Genomic DNA, 19,104 nt, shown 5'->3' on the forward strand with positions numbered 1-19,104 from the left:
CGCGCCCCGCTCGGCGGCGTGTGCGGGCGCTCATCGACCAGGGGTGAAGAGGTCCTCGCCGCTGATCACGAAGCACCCGAACATGTCGCCGAGGACCGCTCGTTGGTGTTGCGTAAGCGGGTTTACGAACACGGCAACACCGACCTCTGCGGCCCGGCACGCTTGCGCGACTTCGCGCGCTTTGCCCGGGCTAAGCAGTGTCCGCCGCGACAACGGCAACGCCATCTTGGCCGCACCGCCGTGCGAGACACCCCGCCGCTGAATGTGCCGGCTCACTACCCGCCCGCCATGGACCTCCACCGAAGCCGCCAGCACATCAAGCTTTGCGCCGAAGTCTTTATCCTTCGCCGAGAAAAGGCCCACGAGCGCCACGCCGGTGCCCGCCAGCACGGAGGTCAGTGACTCGGTCAGATATTGCCGCACGGGGGCATGGTGTCAGACGCCACAGGCACCCGCTCATCGGCTAGATCCGGGCGTCGACCCGTCACGGCTTTCGTCTCGGTGGCGTGCACGGTCAGCGACCAGATTCGCGGCCTGCACTGGCCGGTGAACGGCATCCGACGGGTCGGTCTGGGCCTCATCGGTCGACGATCGGAAAGGCCCGCCGCACTTCCGTCAGGAACTCGGACCGCCGAGCGGCGTAGGTGTTGACCGCCGCCCACAGTGCCTCCAGGGCAGCCTGCAGCGGATCCGACTCGCCAGCGGCCAGGAGCGCCGGCAGTGCCATCGCGACCGGGTCCACCGGGGCGTCGATAAACGCGCGGAGCGGATCAGTCAGGCTCCGACCCGCTGGCCGCAGCGCGGTCACGGTGAACGTGACGGCCGGCTCGCACAGGATGCGCGTCCGCAGCGCTGACATGTCGGCGAATTCGGCGGGTAGTGGCACACCCCGATCCAGCGCCGTCCACACCGGCGTCATCCAGTCGAGGTCCGCGATGCCGGCGACGGTGAACGCCTGCCGCGCCGCCCAGATCGCGATCTGTCGTTGAACGACGGGGTCGGCTTCGGCCACCCCGTCGACCAGGGCCCTGTCCAGCAGGGCGATGCCATAGACGTTGCCGCGCACGCGCCGGAGCCGCTCACTCGGCGGGCGGCCGCCCCAGCGCCGCAGCTCGTCCCGCTTGCGGTACTCCTCGTCGCGACGTTCCTGCTCCACCCGCTTGAGGATCTCAGCCTCGACCTGCTCCGACAGGGACGGCGGGGGTGGCAACGCGCGCGCCCAGGCGTGCCAGTAGGCGGCGCCGCCGCTGGTCTGGCGCAGGATCGCGTCGGCGCGCGTCACGCCGTCACCCGGTTCGTCGCCGGTTGTGTCCTCCGGCCAGAAGCACAGCAGGTAGCGGTCCGGCCGCTGGTCCATGTAGGTGTAGTCGTTCTCGGCAAGCTCGTCAGGGTCGTGACCGCCGAACGGGTCGTGCCCCTCATCCATGCTCATGGCGCAGTACCGCACGCGGTAGACCGACAACCGGCTGGTGTCCTGCCCGTCGGAGGTCAGCGGCAGCCGGGCGAGTGAACCGTCGCCCCACGGGACCAGGTCGAGCACTGCGGCCCTCGGCGCGAACGACACCTCCACCACCTCCTCCCACTCCTCCGCTGCCGCTGGCGGCTCGACGTCGTGCAACTCGACAGTGAACTGGACCTGCCCGGAGTGCGTACCGGTCATCAGGAACAGCGTGCCCGGCTGACCGCCCCCGCAGAGGCCATTCGCCTGCCCGGCGAACGACCCGGCCATGTCGTCTGGCAGCTCACGACTCGTCACGTAGATCTGCCCGTAGGCGACCGGAGCCTTGCCGTCGAAGAGAACGCGCATCGATCGATCCTGTCATCGACCGACGGACGCCCGCTGTCCCCACGAACGGCAGACAGGTCGACGATCGCCTGTGCGGCGGCGTCGCGCTGCCGGATGTGGTGTTATTCGCGGGCGATCCAGGTGGCGACGCACGCCTCGTTGCCTTCGGCGTCGGCCAGAATCCACCACTTCGGCGCATGTGCATCGGAGACGAGGTGGCCGCCTGCGGCCAGGGCGGCGGCGATGCGCGCCTCAGCCTGGTCATGGGGAACGGCGACGTCGAGGTGCATGCGGTTGCGCTCTGAGCGCACCGTGTCCATCTGCTGCAACCCGAGGCCCGGGCCTCGGCGTGACGGGTCAGCCAGGTAGTCGTCTCCGACGCGATCGTAGCCGAGCAGTGCCTGCCAGAACGGCAGCACGTCCGCGCCGACGAGTGCGTCGAGGGTGACGTTGACGAGCTGGACGGCTGTCGGGTCCGCGGGGAAGTTCAGTGCCTTCGCGGCCGCCGAGATCCGGCGGGCCAGGGCGATGTCGCGCCGGGTCATGGACACTGTGACACCGGAGTGCCGCAGGTCGACGGTGAGATGTTGCTGCTCTGGGCCGTCGACGAGCCGGCCAATCTCATCCACGAGCGTGATGCCGTTGGCCAGCGAGCCGGTTCGGAAGTGCGACGAGACCAGGTGATAGAGACAGCGCCAGTCCTCGACACCATCGGCCGCGTGGAACTGCCCCGCGGTGATGTGCATGGTCATGCCGGCGAACGTTACATCGACAGGGAGACGTTCGAGGGAGCACGTCCGGCGCCGGCTGGAGGCGGCGGTTTGTTCGATGGGTGGTGCGGTTTTCCACACCCCGGCGGTTGTGGTCGGCCCGCTGACGTCGGCGGTCGACCTCATGGTCCGGGCCGCGGTGAGTTCATAGCGTCTTCGGCATGACTAGGTTGGGGGGCGGCCCGGCCGCGGTGCCGGCCGCCCAGGCGAGGCGGCGTGGGTCCGAGACGACATGAGCGATGGGGGGACGCCCCGGTGGCGGAACGCGCGGTGCCCGCTGGGCGGTCGTGGATCGACAGCATGACCCGGTGGGGCCGGCCGTTGGCGGGCGTGGTGGTCGGTGTGATCACCGGTGCGTCCGAGATGCTGTTCCTGCTGCTCGCCGCGCTCGTCGTGGTCGGGGTCTCGCCCGCGCCGGCGGCTCAGCGCCGCATCGGCGCCACCATCATCCGGTACGCCCACCGCGTCACCGAGTGGGAACGGCACCGCCTGGCCGTCATCGCCTCGGAACCACCGCCACAACCGGTCCGGGCGAACGGACCGCGGGTGCTCGGCTACCTCGCCGCCCGCCTCCTCCCGGCGGTGCTCGGTCTGCTCACCACCGGCCTGCTCGTGGTCGGTGCCGTCCTCGCCGTCATCGTGGTACGTGCCTTCGTCGCGGGCACCCTGAATGCGGCGGGTTTTCTGTTGCAGGGGCTCATCGGCGCGGCCCTGCTGCTGGTGAATGTGCAGGCGATAGTCAGCGTGGCGACGCTGGATCGATGGCTGGCCCGCAGCCTGCTCGAATCCCACACCCGTGAGGCCCTTCAGGCGCGGATCAGCGAGCTGGCCGTCAGCCGGGCCGGTGTCATCGCCGCTGTCGACGCCGAGCGCCAGCGCATCGAACGCGATCTGCACGACGGGCTCCAGCAACACCTCGTGGCGCTCGGCATGCTGCTCGGCCGGGCGCGCCGCACCCGCGACCCCGACAAGGCCCGCGAGCTGCTCGCGCAGGCACACGAGGGCGCCCAACGCGCCGTCGACGACCTGCGGGACGTGGCCTGGCGGGTGTACCCCGCCGCCCTCGACCACACCACGCTGGACGAGGTGCTGAGCATGGTGGCGCAACGATCGCCGGTCCCGGTGAGGGTCAGCTACCGCGTGCCGGTCCGGCCCGCCCGACCGGTCGAGACCGTGCTGTACTTCGTGGCCTGCGAAGCGATCACCAACGCCGCCAAACACGCCCGAGCTAGCCTGATCACCATCGAGATCATGGCGGGGGACGGAAACATCACGATGCGGGTCCGGGACGACGGCCTCGGCGGAGCCGACCCGCACGGCAGTGGCCTGCAGGGACTCGCCCGCCGGGTCAGCGCGCTCGACGGGCACTTCGAGGTGGACAGCCCGTCCGGTGGCCCGACGACCATCCGGGTGGCACTGCCGTGCGCATAGTCCTCGCCGAAGACTCCACCCTGCTGAGGGAAGGGCTGGCCCGCCTCCTCGCCGACGAAGGACATGCGGTGGTCGCCGCGGTCGCCGACGCCGATCAACTCGTCACGGCCGTCGAACAGCACCGCCCCGATGTCGTCGTCACCGACGTCCGCATGCCGCCCACCAACACCGACGACGGGCTGCGGGCCGCCCTGGAGATCCGCCGCCGCTGGCCCGACATCGCGGTGCTCGTCCTCTCCCAGTACGTCGAGAAGCGCTACGCCAAGAAGCTCCTCGCCGACCGGTCGGAAGGCATCGGCTACGTGCTGAAGGACCGCGTCGCCCAGGTCGAGGACTTCCTGGACGCGCTCGACCGCGTCGCCGCCGGTGCCACGGCGCTCGACCCCGAGGTCGTCCGGCAGCTCATGTCGGCCACGAGCCACAGTGACCCGCTGAACCGCCTCACCCCACGCGAACGTGACGTGCTGCACCACATGGCGCAGGGGCACACCAACGCCACCATCGCCGAGCGCCTCCACGTGTCACAGAGCGCTGTCGAGAAGCATGTCAACACCATCTTCGACAAGCTCGGGCTGCTACACGTGACCGGTTACAGCCGCCGGGTCCTGGCCATCCTGCGCTACCTCGGCTCCTGAGGGCCCAGGTTCGCCCGGAGAGTCACCCCGATGGGGCGTGCGGATGCGTTCGCTCGATCACACCCACACGCCACACCGACGGTGAGAAGACGCCTCAGAGGGTGAACACGAGCGTGGAGATGCTGCGTGGACCGACGTTGATGGTGGCCTGACCTCCGTTCACGGTGGTCGGCTGGCTGGCCGCGTTGGCGGTCTGCGAGGTGAGGAAGTGCTCGGCCTTGCTGACGTTCTGCGGGGCCTGGACCACGGCGTTGTTGACCGCGTTGTTAGACCGGTTGAGGATGACCAGGCTGATCTTCCCGTCACCCTGGTAGGCGGTCACCTCCAGCGGCGACGCCTTGGAGCTCTTCGCCAGGGCGACGCGCTGGTAGCCGGGGCGGACGTACTTGGCGTACTGCGAGAACGCGTAGCCGCGCTTGAGCGGGGCGCCCGCGACGGTGCCGTACGCCGCTTCGCCGTCACCGATGAACGAGTAGTAACGCTTGCCGTACCACCAGATGTAGGCGTTCCAGTTGGCCTCCATCGACTTGTGCACGGTGCGCATGATGTCGTCGAGAGTCTCGTTCCAGACCGCCGCGTTGCCGGGGTTGCCCCAGATGTTGGAGCCGCCGCCGTCGGCGGCGTGCAGATTCCACTCCGTCATCCACACCGGCTTGTTGTGCTGCTCGGCAAGGGTGTACGGCTTGAGCCGGCCGGCGTCCTCAGTGCCGTACAGGTGGCCACCGATGTAACCGATGTTGTTGCGGGCGATCGCGTCGTTGAGGGTTGGATCGGTGTAGTTGTAGTTCAGGTTCACCGCCTCGGCGACCATCAGTTTGGTGTTCTGCACCTTCGTGCCCTGGTCGCGGACGAAGGTGCGCAGCTCCGTGCCGCTCCAGTCCATCGAGTCGTAGTCCGGGTGCCAGTCCGGCTCGTTCTGCACCGAAGTGACGTCGATCGGCACGCCCTGGCCACGCATGTACTGGACGTAGCTGTTCAGGTGGTTGGCGTAGTCGTCGTAGTAGTCGGTCTTCAGTTTGCCGCCGTTGACCCGGCTGTTGTTGGTCTTCCACGCAGCCGGCGCGGTCCACGGTGAGGCGAGGATCTTCACGTTGGACCCGGCGGTCTTCGCCGTCTTCAGGGAGTTCACGTGTGTCGCCCACTCGCTGGACACCGGTGACAGACCGGTGCGCACGATGGACAGACCCAACTGGTTGGCGCCCATCCCGACCAGTGTCTGCGTCTCCGTCGTGGACCATGCGCTGCCCCAGATGGACTGGGCGGCCCCGAACCCGTCGACGGTCTGGTATCTGGTCGCGCTGTTCACCGTGATGTCCGCCGGCTCGTTCGGGGGTGGGGTCGTCGGCGGCGGGGTGGTGGGCGTCGTGCCACCGGTGCAGGCCACCCCGTTCAACGCGAAGTTGGTCGGATCAGGGTTGCTGCCGGTCCACGAGCCGTTGAAGCCGAACGACACCGTCCCGTTGGCCGCGATGCCCCCGTTGTAGCTGACGTTCTTGGCGGTGACTGTGGCGCCGCTCTGGGTCAACGTCGTGTTCCACGCCTGCGTGACGGTCTGTCCGGCGTCGTAGGACCATGTCAGCGACCAACTCGACACCGCGTCACCGACGTTGGTGATCGTGACGTTGGCCCCGAAGCCACCCTGCCACTGCGACGACACGCCGTAGTTCACCGAACAGCCGGCGGCTGCTGCCCCTGCCGGCAGCGCCAAGGCGACCGCTGTCGATGCCAGCAGCATGGCGCTGGCCGACATCAACGCGGTTCTGATCACTCTGGGTCTTCTCATCGATTATTCTCCTGGATCGGGGGGACACTGATCCGTCGCCGTCGGGCCACGCCGCCACCGCAGCCAGGTCAGCGGTGCAGAGCATCGTTAGCGTTAACAAGCGTCGCTCGCCGTGCCCACGGCTGAGTCATGTCGATGCACTGCTGGCGCCCGAGCTCCCGACGGCACGCCACCTACGCCCACATCGACTCTGATAGATGAGCACCGCGCCCGTCAAGCTGCGACGGCGAGCTTTCGCGAAAGTTTCGAACGCCCCTCGCCCCCAGGCGTTCCCCCGGCACAACCCAGCCGCCAAATGTTGTCGTGAACATTCGGGCCGGACCGAGGGTGACCGAAGTCACCGGCCAGCGCCTTGAATCTGACACCAATGACAGGTTCTAGCGTTTCGGTGGCAGCGCACCTGGCGTCGCCCCTCCACCGAAGGAGTTCATCGTGCAGATCCAGGGTTCCATCGCTCTCGTGACCGGCTCGAACCGCGGCATCGGACGGGAGTACGTCGCGCAACTCCTCGACCGGGGCGCGGCGAAGGTCTACGCGACGTCCCGCAACGGTCAGCACGTGGACCTACCGGGTGCCGTACCGCTGTCTCTTGAACTCACCGACCCCGCCGCCGTCCGCGCGGCGGCCGAGGTCGCGGCTGATGTGACGGTGCTGATCAACAACGCCGGCGTCGACTCCCATGTCGACCTGGTGGCCGGCGACCTCGACGCCGTCCGTCGCGACATGGAGGTCAACTATTTCGGCACCCTCTCCGTGGTGCGAGCGTTCGCCCCGGTGCTGGCCCGCAACGGCGGCGGCGCGATCGTCAACGTCCTCTCGGCGCTGTCCTGGTTCTCCTGGCCCGGGGAGGGGGCGTACGCGGCCGCGAAGGCGGCGGCCTGGTCGCTGACGAACAGCATCCGCCTGGAACTCGCGGCACAGGGCACGCACGTCACCGGCGTCCACGTGGGTGCGGTGGACACCGACTTCAGCGCGAACTACGACGGCGCGAAGATCGACCCAGCGGACGTCGCTCGGGCCACCCTCGACGGTCTGGCGTCAGACGCCCTGGAGGTCCTTGTCGACACGTGGAGCGCCGACATCAAGGCCGCGCTGGCTCGCGACCCACGCGACTTCTACTCCCAGCTCTCCGCAGCCTGACGGTCCGCGGGCGGGCGGCCCGGGTCAGGTGCGGGCGAGCACCGCGCGGTGGGCGCGGTTGGCAGCGATCAGCTCGTCGAGCACCCCGCGGGTGTGGACCAGGTCCTCGATGTGCCGATCGAGTCGGTCGCGCTCGTGGCGCATGCGATCCACTGCGGCCTCGGAGGTGTCCTCACTCGGCGAGTCGACACACGGCAGCAGGTCGACGATCGTCCGGCTGCTCAGCCCGGCGGCGAACAGACGCTGGATGAGGACGACGCGCTCGACCTGACTGTCGCTGTAGCGGCGGTGGCCTCTGGGGCTGCGAAGGCTGGTGAGCAACCCCTGCTCCTCGTAGTAGCGCAACGATCGCACGCTCACCCCGGCACGGGCGGCGAGTTCGCCGATCCGGATGCTGGCCGTCATCGCTACCCCCACAGCACACCTGACATGGATGTCAGATTCAGTGTATCCATCGCCTCGCGGTTACCTGAGGGCCGGCGTGATCAGCGTTCGAAACGGTGTGGGTGCGGCCGTTCGAGAGGGTTTTCCCTGGCGCGCATCGTGTCGGAAATGGCAATGCCACCGAGGACGACGACGGCGGTGACGGCCGCGGCCAGTGGCGGCAGGAGCACCATGGCTGGCGCGGCGCCGAGGAGCACCAGCGCGCCGATTGTCCGGGAGCGGGACACCCGGTCGAATACGGCGTGTTCGGCCAGGGCCCGCCCGACAAGGAACAGTATCGGTCCGCCGACAATGACGAAGATCCACGCCGTTTCGGTGTGTCCGAACGGGTGATCGATCACGATTTCGTACCCGACGGCGACGGCGACGATGCCAGCCACCATGAGTACGTGGGCGAGGAACGCCTCCCGGACGAGGCGGGCGGGCCCGACGGAGACTCTGATCGCCTCGGGTAACAACTGGCCCGCCTTGAAAAGGTAGACCCGAAACAGCAGCACCGTCGTGATGAATGAGACCGCGAAGGCTATCGCGGCCCCGCCCTGCCGAAAGGACGTGTCGCTGTAGGCCGATCCCGTCGTCAGAATCAACTCACCGAGGGCGATGATGAAGAACTGCCGGTAGCGCTCGGACAGATATTCGGCCAGGACGGGCCACTGTCGTTGGGCGGGGCGGGTCCATGGCGCGGGATAGAACAGCAGCAGTGCAGCGCAGTCGATGGCCAGCGCCAGCGTCCACAACAACCCACGCGCCGAACCCGACACGATGGCGCCAGCGAGCCACGGCACGGCGGAGATCGCGAACCAGAGGAACACCCCAGCCGCTCGACGCTGGGCCTCGTGGCCGCGCAGCGCCGGCACGATGACCAGCCCACGAACGATGTGGACGGCAACGTACGCTCCAGCGAAGGCCAGGCTCCGGTCGCCGAACGCCTGCGGCACCGCGACCGCCATTATCAGTGCGCCGAGCATGGCCGCGTAGACCAGCAACTGAAGCTGCGGCCGCTGCGGATCGTAGAGATCGGTGACCCATGCCGTGACCAACCAGAGCACCAGGAAAGCCAGCAGCAACAGCAGCGTCTCTCCGGCTTCGACAAGGACCACTCGCCGCTCGGTGAGGTCCTCGACCAGCCGGTGGGAGACCCGGTTGAGGGCAAAGATGAACACCAGGTCGAAGAAGAGTTCCAGAAGACTCGGTCGCTGCGGTTGCCCCGGCTTACGCAGCAGCTCTGCTGCCCTTGTCGACATGGGCCGCCCGTTTCTGCCGGCTTCGCCTATCTGGGTATTGGTACCACGCCGGGCGGGTCGTCGAGTTGATACCGAACGATTGCCAACGTGACATTCGCCGGATTCCCATGCGCGAGGGAGCAGCTACCCCCTCGCAGGGGATCGCTTCCGTTCCCAGATGGCCGACCGTGGAGGTAACACAGAGCCGCGGCACCGCGGCCGGATCGGGAGGACGACCATGCGTAAGACACTCGGATGGGGCATCGCGGCAGCGGCCATGCTGGTTGTGGCGGCGACGCCGGCCGGGGCCGCGAGCCACAGGCCGGCCCAGGTGACCGGATCGGCGGAGTTCGTGCTGCCGTACGGGCAGGACAGCGACGTGCGATCGTTCGCCTTCGACGCCCGGTCGGTGCCCTACAGCCGCCCGATCCCGCTGCCGGGCGGGGAGAAGGGTTCTCCCGCAGACGCCACGGGCACGGTGCGGGTCGCGCACTGGCTGGCCACGGAGAACATCACCGTCCGCTTCGAGGCGGCGGTCGACTGCATGATCACCAGCCCGGGTCATGCGACAGTGACCGGCGTGGTCATCCGCGCTGACGAGAAGGCCAGCGACTTCCTCGGCCAGCGGGTCGGCTTCAGCGTGCAGGACGGCGGCCGTGGCCGCGACCGGGTCGGCTTCACCTGGTCGGCCAGCGCCGACCAGAACGAGGCAGGCCAGTGGGGTCCGGCCCGGGTCGGCACCTGCCTCGCGCCGGCGGCGTTCGCCACTGTGACTCGCGGAAACTACACGGTGCGGCACGCCGAGCTGACCGCGCCGCCCGAGGACCACTGACCACCACAGCGCTGTGACAGAACCACGGCGGGGCGGAGATCGCCCCGCCGTGGTGCGCACGCACCCCGCGACGGACGGACTTCCGGCGATACCGGTCAGCGACGAGCCGTGACGATCCAGGCGCGCGAGTCGAAGTACACGCCGCCGTCGGTGTGGTGGGCGTCGAGGGTGGTGCGCAGCCGCGTACGGGCCTGCTCGGCGGCCGTGGCGTCCAGTTTGGCGAGCAGATCCTTGAATTCCCACAGACGGAACACCGCATCGAAGGCGGTGGCGCTGTCCGGACCGTAGTAGACGGGTACGTGCACGTCGGTGAAGTCGACCTCCGCGAAGCCGGCCGCCACCAGGAGGTCTCTGGTGACGGTCTGGTCGGCGAGGGAGAACGGGTTCGGACCGCCGGGCGTGGCTGGCTCCTCGGTGAAGGTCCGGCGGATCGCGGTGGCCCATTCGTTGCGGTCGCGGTCCTGCCACACCAGCAGCACCAGGCGCGCGCCGGGGCGCAGCGCGCTGCCGATGTTGGTGAACGCGGCGGCCGGGTCGGCGAAGAACATCGTTCCGAACCTGCTGATGCAGAGGTCGAAATGCGCCGGTGGGAAGAGGTGCACCTGGGCGTCCGCCTGTTGAAAGGTGACGTTCGGCAAGCCCTCGTCGTCGCTGAGCTGACGGGCCCGTTCGAGCATCGGCCCGGAGATGTCAACGCCTGTCGCGCTTCCGTTCACCGCCGCGCGGGCGGCGTCGCGGGTGGACTGGCCGGTGCCACAGCCGATGTCGAGCACACGGTCGTGAGAGCCGACACGGGCGGCGGCGCGGAAGAGTTCGTTGTGCAGGCGCAGTTCAGCGTCATAGTCGAACAGGTCGGACATCACCGTCACCGGGTCCTCTCGATGCCTGTCAGCTGGCCCGGGACGACCTTCGGTGCCCGAGGCGGCGTAAGGCGGCCAGAATGTGCTCTCGTTCGGCGGCAGTGGTGCGGGGATCGACCAGTCGGTCCCGGACGGCCACGAAGAGCGCCTCCGCCGCCGGCACCTCCGGCGCCGGTGTGTCGTACGACAGCGGGGTGAGAGCGCGCAAAGCGGCGCCGAGCGGGAGGTCCAGGGCCGCGCAGAACGCCCGCACCTTGGGAAGCTCCGGATGGTGCTGCCAGTCACCGGACAGCCATCGGAAGACGGTGGAGCGACCGACGCCGCTACGAGCCGCCACTTCCGTGATGGACCAGCCACGCTCGTCGCTGGCGGCGTCGACAGCACCGCGCACGAACCGAGCGAACGCGTCCTGCGCGGCCCGTCGGGTGTCACCCATGTCCCGGCCGTCGCCTCCCCCGCAGTCGACACCCGGCGGGGCCGGTGCGTCGTGGTGCGTCCGCTTCCCTCCGCGGACGTGTCGCATCACAGTAATCGATGCCAATCGAGCTGACCGGGACCTCACACCGGTCGTCATCGCGGACCCCTTTACGCGTTCCAGGCCTCGACCGGGGTGAGCGGCACCGGTTCGGGCCGCTCGGCCGCCGTCGTCAGCTCGACCCGCCGTCCCTCGGCGGCCGACCGGAGCAGGGTGGTCATCGTTTCGAGGACGTGCAGCGCGACGTCGCCGCCCGCGCGCGGCGGACGCTGACGTTCAGCCCTGACCAGGTCGATCAGGCCGATGCCTCGGGAGGCCTGGGCGTAACCGGCGCGGGGTTCGAGGACGCGCCACCCGGTGCCGCCGAGCGCGAACAGGCGGACCTCACCGTCGAAGTAGTTCGGGTCCGGCACGGCGAGCGTGCCGGTCTCCCCGTGCACCTCGATCGGTGCGGCCGTCGTCGCGACGCCGTCGAAGCTCGTCGTGATGGTGGAGAGAGCGCCGTTGGCGTGCTCCAGCACGCCGCTGACGTGGGTGTCCACCTCCACCGGAACCCGCTGGCCGGTGCGCGGGCCCGAACCGATGACGCGCTCGGCGCGCAGGCGGCTGGCGGTTCCGACCACCGCGCGCACCGGGCCGAGCAGGTGGATGAGCGCCGAGATGTAGTACGGCCCCATGTCCAGTAACGGGCCGCCGCCCGGGGCATAGTAGAAGTCGGGGTTGGGGTGCCAGCGCTCGTGCCCCGCCGTGACCATGACGGCCGACGCGGACAGCGGACGTCCGATGAGCCCGCCGTCGATCGCCGCCCGCGCTGTCTGCGTACCCGTGCCCAGGACGGTGTCCGGCGCGCACCCGACTCGGACGCCGGCCGACGCGGCCCGTTCGATGATCGAGCGGCCGTCCGGGAACGTCACGGCGAGCGGCTTCTCGACATACACGTTCTTGCCGGCCTCGATCGCGCCGAGCGAGATGTCGGCGTGCGCCGCGGGGATCGTGAGGTTGAGTACCGTCTGCACGTCCGGGCGGGCGAGCAGGCGCTCGACGCTCAACGCCTCGGCCCCGGGAATCGTGGCGGCGAGCGCGGCCGACCGGGAGGCGTCGAGGTCGGCCAGTGCGGCGATGCTCACCGCGGGGTGGTTGGCGAGGGTGTCCAGGTAGGCGCGGGAGATGAACCCGAGCCCTACGACGCCGACGCGGTGCGGGTCGCCCACACCATCCCCCTCTCGATGACGGCACGGACGCCCGCGTGCTCCAGCACGTCGAGGCTGTGCCCCGGGGTCGTCACGACGATGCGCCCGGCACCCCAGAGCCGGGTCCAGATCGCCGGCGAGGTGACCGGGCGGTGCCACGGGTGCCACGCCTGCGTCGGGTGGGTGGTGACGGCCAGTACGTCGATCAGGTCGTCGTGCAGCACCCAGTACTGCTCGGTGACCAGGTCGAAGTCCTCGATGCCCGCGGTGATGGGATGATCCCGGCCGAGGTCGGTGATGCGCACCGTGTGCGGCAGGAAGTTGTCCTCCGGGCCACCGTGGCGCTCACACGGCTCCTTGCCCGGATGGGTCGCGAACTGCCCGCCCACCAGTTGGAGATAGTCGGACGACGCGCGGAACGAGTCCACGATGCCGCCGTGCCAGCCGGTGAAGCCCGTGCCGGCGACGACTGCCGCGCTGAGACCCGCCAACTGGTCGGCGGTGATCTGCGACATCGTCACGCACTGCACGACGAGGTCGGTGTCGGCCATCTCGGCGGCATCGGCGTAGATCTCCGTCGACTCCTCGACCCGTACGGCGTAGCCGCTGCGTTCGAGGAAGGGGAGGAACAGCTCCGTCGCCTCGACCGGTTGGTGCCCCTCCCAGCCACCTCGGACCACCAGTGCTCTGCGCTGCGTCACAGTCGCTCCCTCCCCCGGCCCGTCGCCACCGGGCTGGCCGCGCCCGCCCCGGTGACGAGCCGCCGATTCGCGTGCCTTGCGGGCACCGAAACCGTACTCGGAGGACACCACTGAGGACAGTGGCCGGGCTCCGCCTGCCGCAGTGGCTCAGGCCGCTACGGCCGCCCGGACGTCGTCGTCGGCGGCGCGCAGCCGTGCGGCGGCCTCCTCGGCGGTGCAGTGCGCGAGCAGCAGCACGATGGCCGTCTTGGCGTGCCCGTGTGCCGCCGCGAGCGCCTGCGTGGCGGTGTCGAGATCGGTGTGGGCGGCTTCGGCGACGATCCGACGCGCCCGGTCGACGAGCTTCTCGTTGGTGGCGTTCATGTCCACCATCAGGTTGCCGTAGACCTTGCCGAGCCGGGCCATCGTGGCGGTCGAGAGCATGTTGCAGACCAGCTTCTCGGCGGTGCCGGCCTTGAGTCGGGTGGAGCCGGTGAGGACCTCGGGGCCGGTGGGCACCTCGATGGCGACGTCGGCGTGCCGGCTGATCACCGCGTCGGAGTTGCAGGCGACGGAGACGGTCGTCGCGCCGAGCGCGCGGGCGTGGGCCAACCCGCCGACCACGTACGGGGTACGGCCGCTGGCGGCGAGCCCGACCACCGTGTCGCGGGCGGTCAGGCCGACCGCGTCGAGGTCGGCGACGGCACCGGCCGGATCGTCCTCGGCGCCCTCGACGGCGACACCGAAAGCTCCGGCCCCGCCGGCGAGCAGGCCGAGAACCCGGTCGGGCGGCGTACCGAAGGTGGGTGGGCACTCGACGGCGTCGAGCATGCCGATCCGGCCGCTGGTGCCGGCACCGAGATAGATGAGTCGCCCGCCCTGTCGGAGCGACGCCACGACGACGTCGACGGCGGCCGCGATGTCCGGCACGGCCCGGCGGACGGCCTCCGCGACCGAGCGGTCCTCGTCGTTCATCGCGAGGAGCAGCTCGGTGGGGGACATCTGGTCGAGGTCGCTGGTGCGGTCGTTGCGAGTCTCGGTGCCGAGGGTGCTGAGGTCCACGGGGTGGTCGTTCCTCTCGCTGGTGAACACATCGCCGGCCGACGGGAGGCGGCTCACCGGCGCGCGTTCCCCATATCAGCAGGCTGGGGGCTCAGCGTAGCCAGCCCGGGCCCGCTCTGGCAAAAAGTTTCGCGTTACTCTCGACTAACGTCGCTTATTGACAGGCGCTGGTAGGAGGCGAGCCGTGTCCTACAACCATGGACGCACCGACGAGGTCGACGACGACTCGGCGGCAGCGCCCGCCGGCCGGGCATGAAGGAGGACGTGATGCGCGTGATCGGCCTGATGTCCGGGACCTCCTACGACGGCATCGAAGCCGCCGCTGCCGAGTTCGACCTGAGCGGCGACACCCTGCGGATGCGAACGCTGGGCCGGCTCAGCCACCCGTACCCCGACCGGCTGCGCGCCCAGATCGCCGCCGCCCTGCCGCCCGCGGCGACCAGCACCGAGGCGATCTGCGTGCTGGACACCGGCGTCGGCCAGGCCTTCGCCGAGGCCGGCGTGCGGGCTCTCGCGGAGCTGTGCGACGGTCAGGCCGACCTGGTCGTCTCGCACGGCCAGACGATGCACCACTGGGTCGAGGCCGGAGTGGTCCGGGGCACGCTCCAACTGGGTCAGCCGGCCTGGATCGCCGAGGCCACCGGCCTTCCGGTCGTGGCCGACCTGCGCAGCCGCGACGTCGCCGCCGGCGGTCAGGGCGCTCCCCTGGTCGCCCTCTTCGACGCGCTGCTGCTGGGTGGCTTGCCCGGCGTCCCCGCCGCGCTGAACCTGGGCGGCATCGCCAACATCACCGTCGTCGCGCCCGACGCGGAGCCCCTCGCGTTCGACACCGGGCCGGCGAACGCGCTCCTCGACGCCGCCGCCCGCCACTTCAGCGGGGGCACCGAGGAGTACGACCGGGACGGGCGCGGGGCTGCCGCCGGGCAGGTGGACCCGGTCCTGCTGCGGCGGCTGCTCGACGAGCCGTACTACCGGCTGCCCGGCCCGAAGAGCACCGGCAAGGAGCTGTTCCACCTTCCCTACCTGCTCGCCGCCCTCGCCGACGCGCCCACGCCGGATCCGCAGGACGTGCTGGCCACGCTCACCCGCCTGACCGCGGTCACGGTGGCCGGGGCCTGCCGCGACCATGGCGTCACCCGGCTGATCGTCTCCGGCGGCGGCGCACGCAACCCGACGCTGATGCGCATGATCGCCGAGGAGCTGCCGGGCGTCGACCTGACGTCCAGCGACGACATGGGTGTCGCGTCGGACGCCAAGGAGGCGCTGGCCTTCGCGCTACTGGGCTACCTGACCGTGCACGGGCTGCCCGGCGCCCTACCGTCGGGCACCGGCGCGCGGCACGCCTCCGTGCTCGGCAGCATCACCCCCGGCCGGCAGCCGCTGCGGTTGCCGGCGCCGGTCGACACCGCTCCCCGCCGCCTGCTGATCGCCGGCCGTCCCGCCGTGCCACCGGTGGCCGGCTGACCACGTTCCCGGGAGGATCCGCCCATGCACCCCGTCGTAGGACCACCCGCACCGACCGCAGCTCGCGCCCGCGAGGTCGCCGAGCTGCTGCGCTCGCGCCTCGACGACCCGACCCGGGCCAGCGCCGAGCTGCCCCGACGGTTGGCGGCGGCGCACGACGCCTCGCCGTACCTGTTCGAGCCGCAGGCCGTCGTCCGCGCCGCCTCGGCGGCCGAGGTGGGGGCGCTGATGGCCGGTGCACGGGAGGCCGGCGTACCGCTGACCCTGCGCGGCGGTGGCACCAGCCTCGCCGGGCAGGCCGGCGGCACGGGGGTGCTGGTCGACGTGCGCACCGACTGGCGGCACGCCGAGGTGCTCGATGACGGCCGCCGCATCCGGCTCCAGCCCGGCCTGACGATCCGGCAGGCCAACGCCCGGCTGGCCCGCTACCGACGCCGGCTCGGCCCGGACCCGGCCAGCGAGGCCGCGTGCACTGTGGGCGGCATGGTGGCCAACAACTCCAGCGGGATGACCTGCGGCACCACCGACAGCGCGTACCGCACCATGGAGTCGCTGCGCTTCGTCCTCCCGTCCGGCACCGTCGTCGACTCCGCCGCACGCGACGCCGACGACCGGCTGCGCGCCGACGAGCCCGAGCTGCACGCCGGGCTGCTGCGCCTACGCGACAGGGTGCGCTCGGCACCGGGGTCGCGCGCCACCATCGAGCGGCTGTTCTCCATGAAGAACACCATGGGGTACGGGCTGAACTCCCTTCTCGACCACAGCAGCCCGGTCGAGATGCTGGCCCACCTGATGATCGGCAGCGAGGGCACGCTCGGCTTCGTGGCCGAGGCCGTCTTCCGTACCGTCGAGATCCACGAGCACGCCGCCACCGGCCTGCTGATCCTGCCCGGGCTCACCGACGCCACCGACGCGCTGCCCGCCCTGCTCGCCGCCGGTGCCCGTACCGCCGAACTGCTCGACGCGGCCGCCCTGCGGGTCAGCCAGCGCGACCCTGGTGCGAGCCCGACCCTGCGCGGGCTGACGGTCGCCGGGCACGCAGCGCTGCTGGTGGAGTTCGCCGAGGACAGCGCGGAGCGGTTGGCCGCGACGCTGGCCGACGCCCGAGGAGTGCTCGACCGGCTGCCCGCCGTCACCGGCACCGAGCTGACCCGGGACCCGCGTGAGCGGGCCCGGCTCTGGCACCTGCGCAAGGGCCTCTACACGGCGGTCGCCGGTGCCCGCCCGCCCGGCACCACCGCCCTGCTGGAGGACGTCGCGGTGCCGCTGCCGCGGCTGACCGGCACCTGCGACGGCCTGATCGGCCTGTTCGACAGGCACGGCTACTCCGACGCGGTGATCTTCGGGCACGCCCGGGACGGCAACCTGCACTTCATGCTGACGCAGTCCTTCGACACAGCGGCGGAGATCGACCGCTACGCCCGGTTCACCGACGACATGGTCGACCTCGTACTGGCCGAGGGGGGAACACTCAAGGCGGAGCACGGCACCGGTCGGGCCATGGCACCCTTCGTCCGCCGCCAGTACGGCGACGAGCTGTACGACGTGATGCGCGAACTCAAGCGGCTGTGCGACCCGAGTGGTCTGCTCAACCCCGGTGTGCTGCTCAACAACGACCCGACAGTGCACCTGCGCCAGCTCAAGGCCGTCCCGACGGTCGACCCCGAGCTGGACGCCTGCGTCGAGTGTGGCTACTGCGAGCCGGTGTGCCCCACCGCCGACGTGACCACCACGCCCCGGCAGCGCATCGTCCTGCAACGACAGATCGCCCTCGCCACCGCCGCCGGCGACGAGGAGCGCCGCCGGGAGCTGACCACCGACTACGAGTACGCGGCGGTGGACAGTTGCGCCGCGGACAGCCTCTGCGTCACCGCCTGCCCGGTCGGCATCGACACCGGCGCGGCGATGAAGCGACTGCGCGCCGAACGGCACGGCCCGCTCGCCCAGCGCACCGCCCGCGCCGCCGCGCGGCACTGGAAGGGTGCCGTGGCCGGCGTCCGGGTGGGCCTGAGCGCCGCCCACGCCGTGCCGACGCCGGTGACCCGTGCCGCCACCGGGGTGATCCGCGGGCTCGGTGCCGGCGAACTCGTGCCGCTGTGGAGCGACGACATGCCGCGCGCCGGCGCTCCCCGCCCCGCCCCCCGCAGCGCGCCGGACGCGCAGGCGGTGTTCTTCGCGGCCTGCGTCGGCAGCCTCTTCGCGCCGGAGGACGGCCCGGCCGGGGACTCGGCGGCGGCGTTCCTGCGCCTGTGCGACCTGGCGGGCGTGCCGCTCGTCGTGCCCGCGACGGCGGACCTGTGCTGCGGAACGCCCTGGCAGTCCAAGGGTTACCCCGCCGGCCACCGCGAGATGGCCGAGCGGACCCTCGCCGCGCTCTGGACGGCCAGCGACGAGGGCCGCCTGCCCATCGTGTGTGACGCCTCGTCCTGCACCCACGGGCTGGCCCAGCTGACCGCCGCGCTGGCCGAGGAGGACCAGGCGCGTTACCGCGACCTGCGCTTCGTCGACAGCGTGACGTTCATCGCCGAGCACCTCCTGCCGGCGCTGCCGGAGCCCCGGCGTCTGGGCTCGCTGGCCCTGCACCCCACCTGCTCCACAGTGCACCTGGGCGGCATCGAGGACCTGCGCGCCGTGGCCCGGGCGGTCGCCGACACCGTGACCGTGCCGGACAGTTGGGGGTGCTGCGCCTTCGCCGGCGACCGGGGGCTGCTGCATCCCGAGGTGACCGCCGGCGCCACCGCGGCTCAGGCCGCCGAGATCAACCAGCGCGGCTACGACGCGTACGCCTCCTGCAACCGCACCTGCGAGATGGGCATGAGCCGGGCCACCGGGCAGCCGTACCGGCACGTGCTCCAGGTGCTCGTCGAGGCGGTCGAGCCGCTGGCGTAGCCGGACGGGCTACTCCTCCGGGACGCGTGGGCCCACCTCACCGCGCCTCAGGTGCTCCTCGTTGCGGTCGGCCTCGCTGTCGGCGTTCGCGGCGCCGGCGCCGGGGTCCGTCGTGCGGCGCCCCTCGGCATCCTGATACACCTCACCGGTTTCGAGGGCTCTCTCCTGCTGACTCTGCTCAGGGGTGGTCATGAACGCCCAGATACCCTCCGGCCGCACCAACAAACGGTCAGTGGCGTGAATGCCGCAATTTAATGGCCGATCATCGGCGCAATCCGGTTCGCCATGAAATGGGAACGGGATGACTGCGAAAGCCCTCGCGTACCGGAGATCCACCATTCAGTCGAGAACTAGTCACGTGTTCGACCCGAGCGACCGACGGCAATGGACGAACGCGCACCGGCCCCGCACCGAAAGCATCGACGGCCGACACGATCTGT

The 19,104-nt window shown here is 70.5% G+C and carries 18 protein-coding genes; 6 read left to right on the forward strand and 12 right to left on the reverse strand.

The genetic code is table 11. The features are described from left to right. Window positions 1–30: 30 nt before the first annotated feature. From FBZ33_RS18325 to FBZ33_RS18335, 3 genes are all read right to left on the reverse strand, one after another. Window positions 31–423, reverse strand: a complete 393-nt coding sequence (locus FBZ33_RS18325; RefSeq protein ID WP_221629481.1) for a hypothetical protein — start codon at window positions 421–423, stop codon at window positions 31–33. 154 nt (window positions 424–577) lie between these two features. Continuing rightward, window positions 578–1,807, reverse strand: a complete 1,230-nt coding sequence (locus FBZ33_RS18330) for a hypothetical protein (RefSeq protein WP_141910015.1) — start codon at window positions 1,805–1,807, stop codon at window positions 578–580. A 101-nt stretch (window positions 1,808–1,908) separates the two neighbouring features. After that, complete coding sequence (locus FBZ33_RS18335) at window positions 1,909–2,532, reverse strand: VOC family protein (RefSeq protein ID WP_255508941.1); 624 nt, start codon at window positions 2,530–2,532, stop codon at window positions 1,909–1,911. A 324-nt stretch (window positions 2,533–2,856) separates the two neighbouring features. On the opposite strand from FBZ33_RS18335, the gene FBZ33_RS18340 reads away from it, so the two are divergent. Then, window positions 2,857–3,987 (forward strand): sensor histidine kinase, encoded by a 1,131-nt coding sequence (locus tag FBZ33_RS18340; protein WP_255508942.1) that lies wholly within the window; start codon window positions 2,857–2,859, stop codon window positions 3,985–3,987. Further along, the gene (locus tag FBZ33_RS18345; RefSeq protein ID WP_141910017.1) at window positions 3,978–4,622 is read left to right on the forward strand and encodes a response regulator transcription factor; all 645 of its coding nucleotides are present in this window, start codon (window positions 3,978–3,980) and stop codon (window positions 4,620–4,622) included. The genes FBZ33_RS18340 and FBZ33_RS18345 overlap by 10 nt, the downstream gene beginning before the upstream one ends. A gap of 94 nt (window positions 4,623–4,716) precedes the next feature. Here the strand turns inward: FBZ33_RS18345 and FBZ33_RS18350 are convergent, their stop codons facing one another. Continuing rightward, window positions 4,717–6,405: a cellulose binding domain-containing protein gene (locus FBZ33_RS18350; protein ID WP_141910018.1), complete on the reverse strand. Its 1,689-nt coding sequence runs from the start codon at window positions 6,403–6,405 to the stop codon at window positions 4,717–4,719. A 432-nt stretch (window positions 6,406–6,837) separates the two neighbouring features. Between FBZ33_RS18350 and FBZ33_RS18355 the strand changes: the two genes are divergently transcribed. Next, entirely contained in the window at window positions 6,838–7,545 is a 708-nt protein-coding gene (locus FBZ33_RS18355; RefSeq protein WP_141910019.1) for an SDR family oxidoreductase, read from the forward strand. Between the two features lie 24 nt (window positions 7,546–7,569). On the opposite strand, the gene FBZ33_RS18360 is transcribed toward FBZ33_RS18355, so the two are convergent. Further along, window positions 7,570–7,938, reverse strand: a complete 369-nt coding sequence (locus FBZ33_RS18360) for a MerR family transcriptional regulator (RefSeq protein WP_141912776.1) — start codon at window positions 7,936–7,938, stop codon at window positions 7,570–7,572. Between the two features lie 92 nt (window positions 7,939–8,030). Continuing rightward, a complete protein-coding gene (locus FBZ33_RS18365) occupies window positions 8,031–9,233 on the reverse strand; it encodes a low temperature requirement protein A (RefSeq protein WP_141910020.1) in 1,203 nt (400 codons plus the stop codon). 217 nt (window positions 9,234–9,450) lie between these two features. On the opposite strand from FBZ33_RS18365, the gene FBZ33_RS18370 reads away from it, so the two are divergent. After that, the gene (locus tag FBZ33_RS18370) at window positions 9,451–10,044 is read left to right on the forward strand and encodes a hypothetical protein (RefSeq protein WP_141910021.1); all 594 of its coding nucleotides are present in this window, start codon (window positions 9,451–9,453) and stop codon (window positions 10,042–10,044) included. A gap of 95 nt (window positions 10,045–10,139) precedes the next feature. On the opposite strand, the gene FBZ33_RS18375 is transcribed toward FBZ33_RS18370, so the two are convergent. The 5 genes from FBZ33_RS18375 to murQ all read right to left on the reverse strand — a co-directional run bounded on the left by FBZ33_RS18375 (window position 10,140) and on the right by murQ (window position 14,311). After that, window positions 10,140–10,904, reverse strand: coding sequence for a class I SAM-dependent methyltransferase (locus FBZ33_RS18375; protein WP_185755334.1), 765 nt, complete (start codon window positions 10,902–10,904; stop codon window positions 10,140–10,142). Between the two features lie 28 nt (window positions 10,905–10,932). After that, the gene (locus tag FBZ33_RS18380) at window positions 10,933–11,340 is read right to left on the reverse strand and encodes a helix-turn-helix transcriptional regulator (RefSeq protein ID WP_099854951.1); all 408 of its coding nucleotides are present in this window, start codon (window positions 11,338–11,340) and stop codon (window positions 10,933–10,935) included. A 149-nt stretch (window positions 11,341–11,489) separates the two neighbouring features. Then, window positions 11,490–12,590, reverse strand: coding sequence for a Gfo/Idh/MocA family protein (locus tag FBZ33_RS18385; protein WP_141910023.1), 1,101 nt, complete (start codon window positions 12,588–12,590; stop codon window positions 11,490–11,492). Beyond that, a complete protein-coding gene (locus FBZ33_RS18390; protein ID WP_141910024.1) occupies window positions 12,560–13,270 on the reverse strand; it encodes a ThuA domain-containing protein in 711 nt (236 codons plus the stop codon). Before FBZ33_RS18390 ends, FBZ33_RS18385 begins: the two co-directional genes overlap by 31 nt. A 147-nt stretch (window positions 13,271–13,417) precedes the next feature. Beyond that, window positions 13,418–14,311 carry an N-acetylmuramic acid 6-phosphate etherase gene (murQ, locus tag FBZ33_RS18395; protein ID WP_099857663.1) on the reverse strand — a complete coding sequence of 298 codons (894 nt, stop codon included), beginning with the start codon at window positions 14,309–14,311 and terminating at the stop codon, window positions 13,418–13,420. A gap of 267 nt (window positions 14,312–14,578) precedes the next feature. Here murQ and FBZ33_RS18400 point away from each other — a divergent pair, with 267 nt between their 5' ends. Both FBZ33_RS18400 and FBZ33_RS18405 read left to right on the forward strand, forming a co-directional pair. Then, window positions 14,579–15,775: an anhydro-N-acetylmuramic acid kinase gene (locus tag FBZ33_RS18400; protein ID WP_141910025.1), complete on the forward strand. Its 1,197-nt coding sequence runs from the start codon at window positions 14,579–14,581 to the stop codon at window positions 15,773–15,775. Window positions 15,776–15,799: 24 nt separating this feature from the next. Then, on the forward strand, window positions 15,800–18,664 hold the full coding sequence (locus tag FBZ33_RS18405; RefSeq protein ID WP_141910026.1) for an FAD-binding and (Fe-S)-binding domain-containing protein: 2,865 nt from the start codon (window positions 15,800–15,802) through the stop codon (window positions 18,662–18,664). Between the two features lie 9 nt (window positions 18,665–18,673). On the opposite strand, the gene FBZ33_RS18410 is transcribed toward FBZ33_RS18405, so the two are convergent. Next, window positions 18,674–18,856, reverse strand: a complete 183-nt coding sequence (locus tag FBZ33_RS18410) for a ribonuclease (protein ID WP_099857667.1) — start codon at window positions 18,854–18,856, stop codon at window positions 18,674–18,676. Window positions 18,857–19,104: the final 248 nt, after the last annotated feature.

The sequence above is a fragment of the Micromonospora sp. A202 genome (genome assembly GCF_006715105.1).
Lineage (GTDB): Bacteria > Actinomycetota > Actinomycetes > Mycobacteriales > Micromonosporaceae > Micromonospora > Micromonospora zamorensis.

Bases quoted from the DNA above. Each gene is read 5' to 3' on its own strand.
- FBZ33_RS18330 (WP_141910015.1), bottom strand. From the start codon at position 1,807: ATGCGCGTTCTCTTCGACGGCAAGGCTCCGGTCGCCTACGGGCAGATC.
- FBZ33_RS18335 (WP_255508941.1), bottom strand. From the start codon at position 2,532: ATGCACATCACCGCGGGGCAGTTCCACGCGGCCGATGGTGTCGAGGAC.
- FBZ33_RS18340 (WP_255508942.1), top strand. From the start codon at position 2,857: ATGACCCGGTGGGGCCGGCCGTTGGCGGGCGTGGTGGTCGGTGTGATC.
- FBZ33_RS18350 (WP_141910018.1), bottom strand. From the start codon at position 6,405: ATGAGAAGACCCAGAGTGATCAGAACCGCGTTGATGTCGGCCAGCGCC.
- FBZ33_RS18365 (WP_141910020.1), bottom strand. From the start codon at position 9,233: ATGTCGACAAGGGCAGCAGAGCTGCTGCGTAAGCCGGGGCAACCGCAG.
- FBZ33_RS18370 (WP_141910021.1), top strand. From the start codon at position 9,451: ATGCGTAAGACACTCGGATGGGGCATCGCGGCAGCGGCCATGCTGGTT.
- FBZ33_RS18375 (WP_185755334.1), bottom strand. From the start codon at position 10,904: ATGTCCGACCTGTTCGACTATGACGCTGAACTGCGCCTGCACAACGAA.
- FBZ33_RS18380 (WP_099854951.1), bottom strand. From the start codon at position 11,340: ATGGGTGACACCCGACGGGCCGCGCAGGACGCGTTCGCTCGGTTCGTG.
- FBZ33_RS18400 (WP_141910025.1), top strand. From the start codon at position 14,579: ATGCGCGTGATCGGCCTGATGTCCGGGACCTCCTACGACGGCATCGAA.
- FBZ33_RS18405 (WP_141910026.1), top strand. From the start codon at position 15,800: ATGCACCCCGTCGTAGGACCACCCGCACCGACCGCAGCTCGCGCCCGC.
- FBZ33_RS18410 (WP_099857667.1), bottom strand. From the start codon at position 18,856: ATGACCACCCCTGAGCAGAGTCAGCAGGAGAGAGCCCTCGAAACCGGT.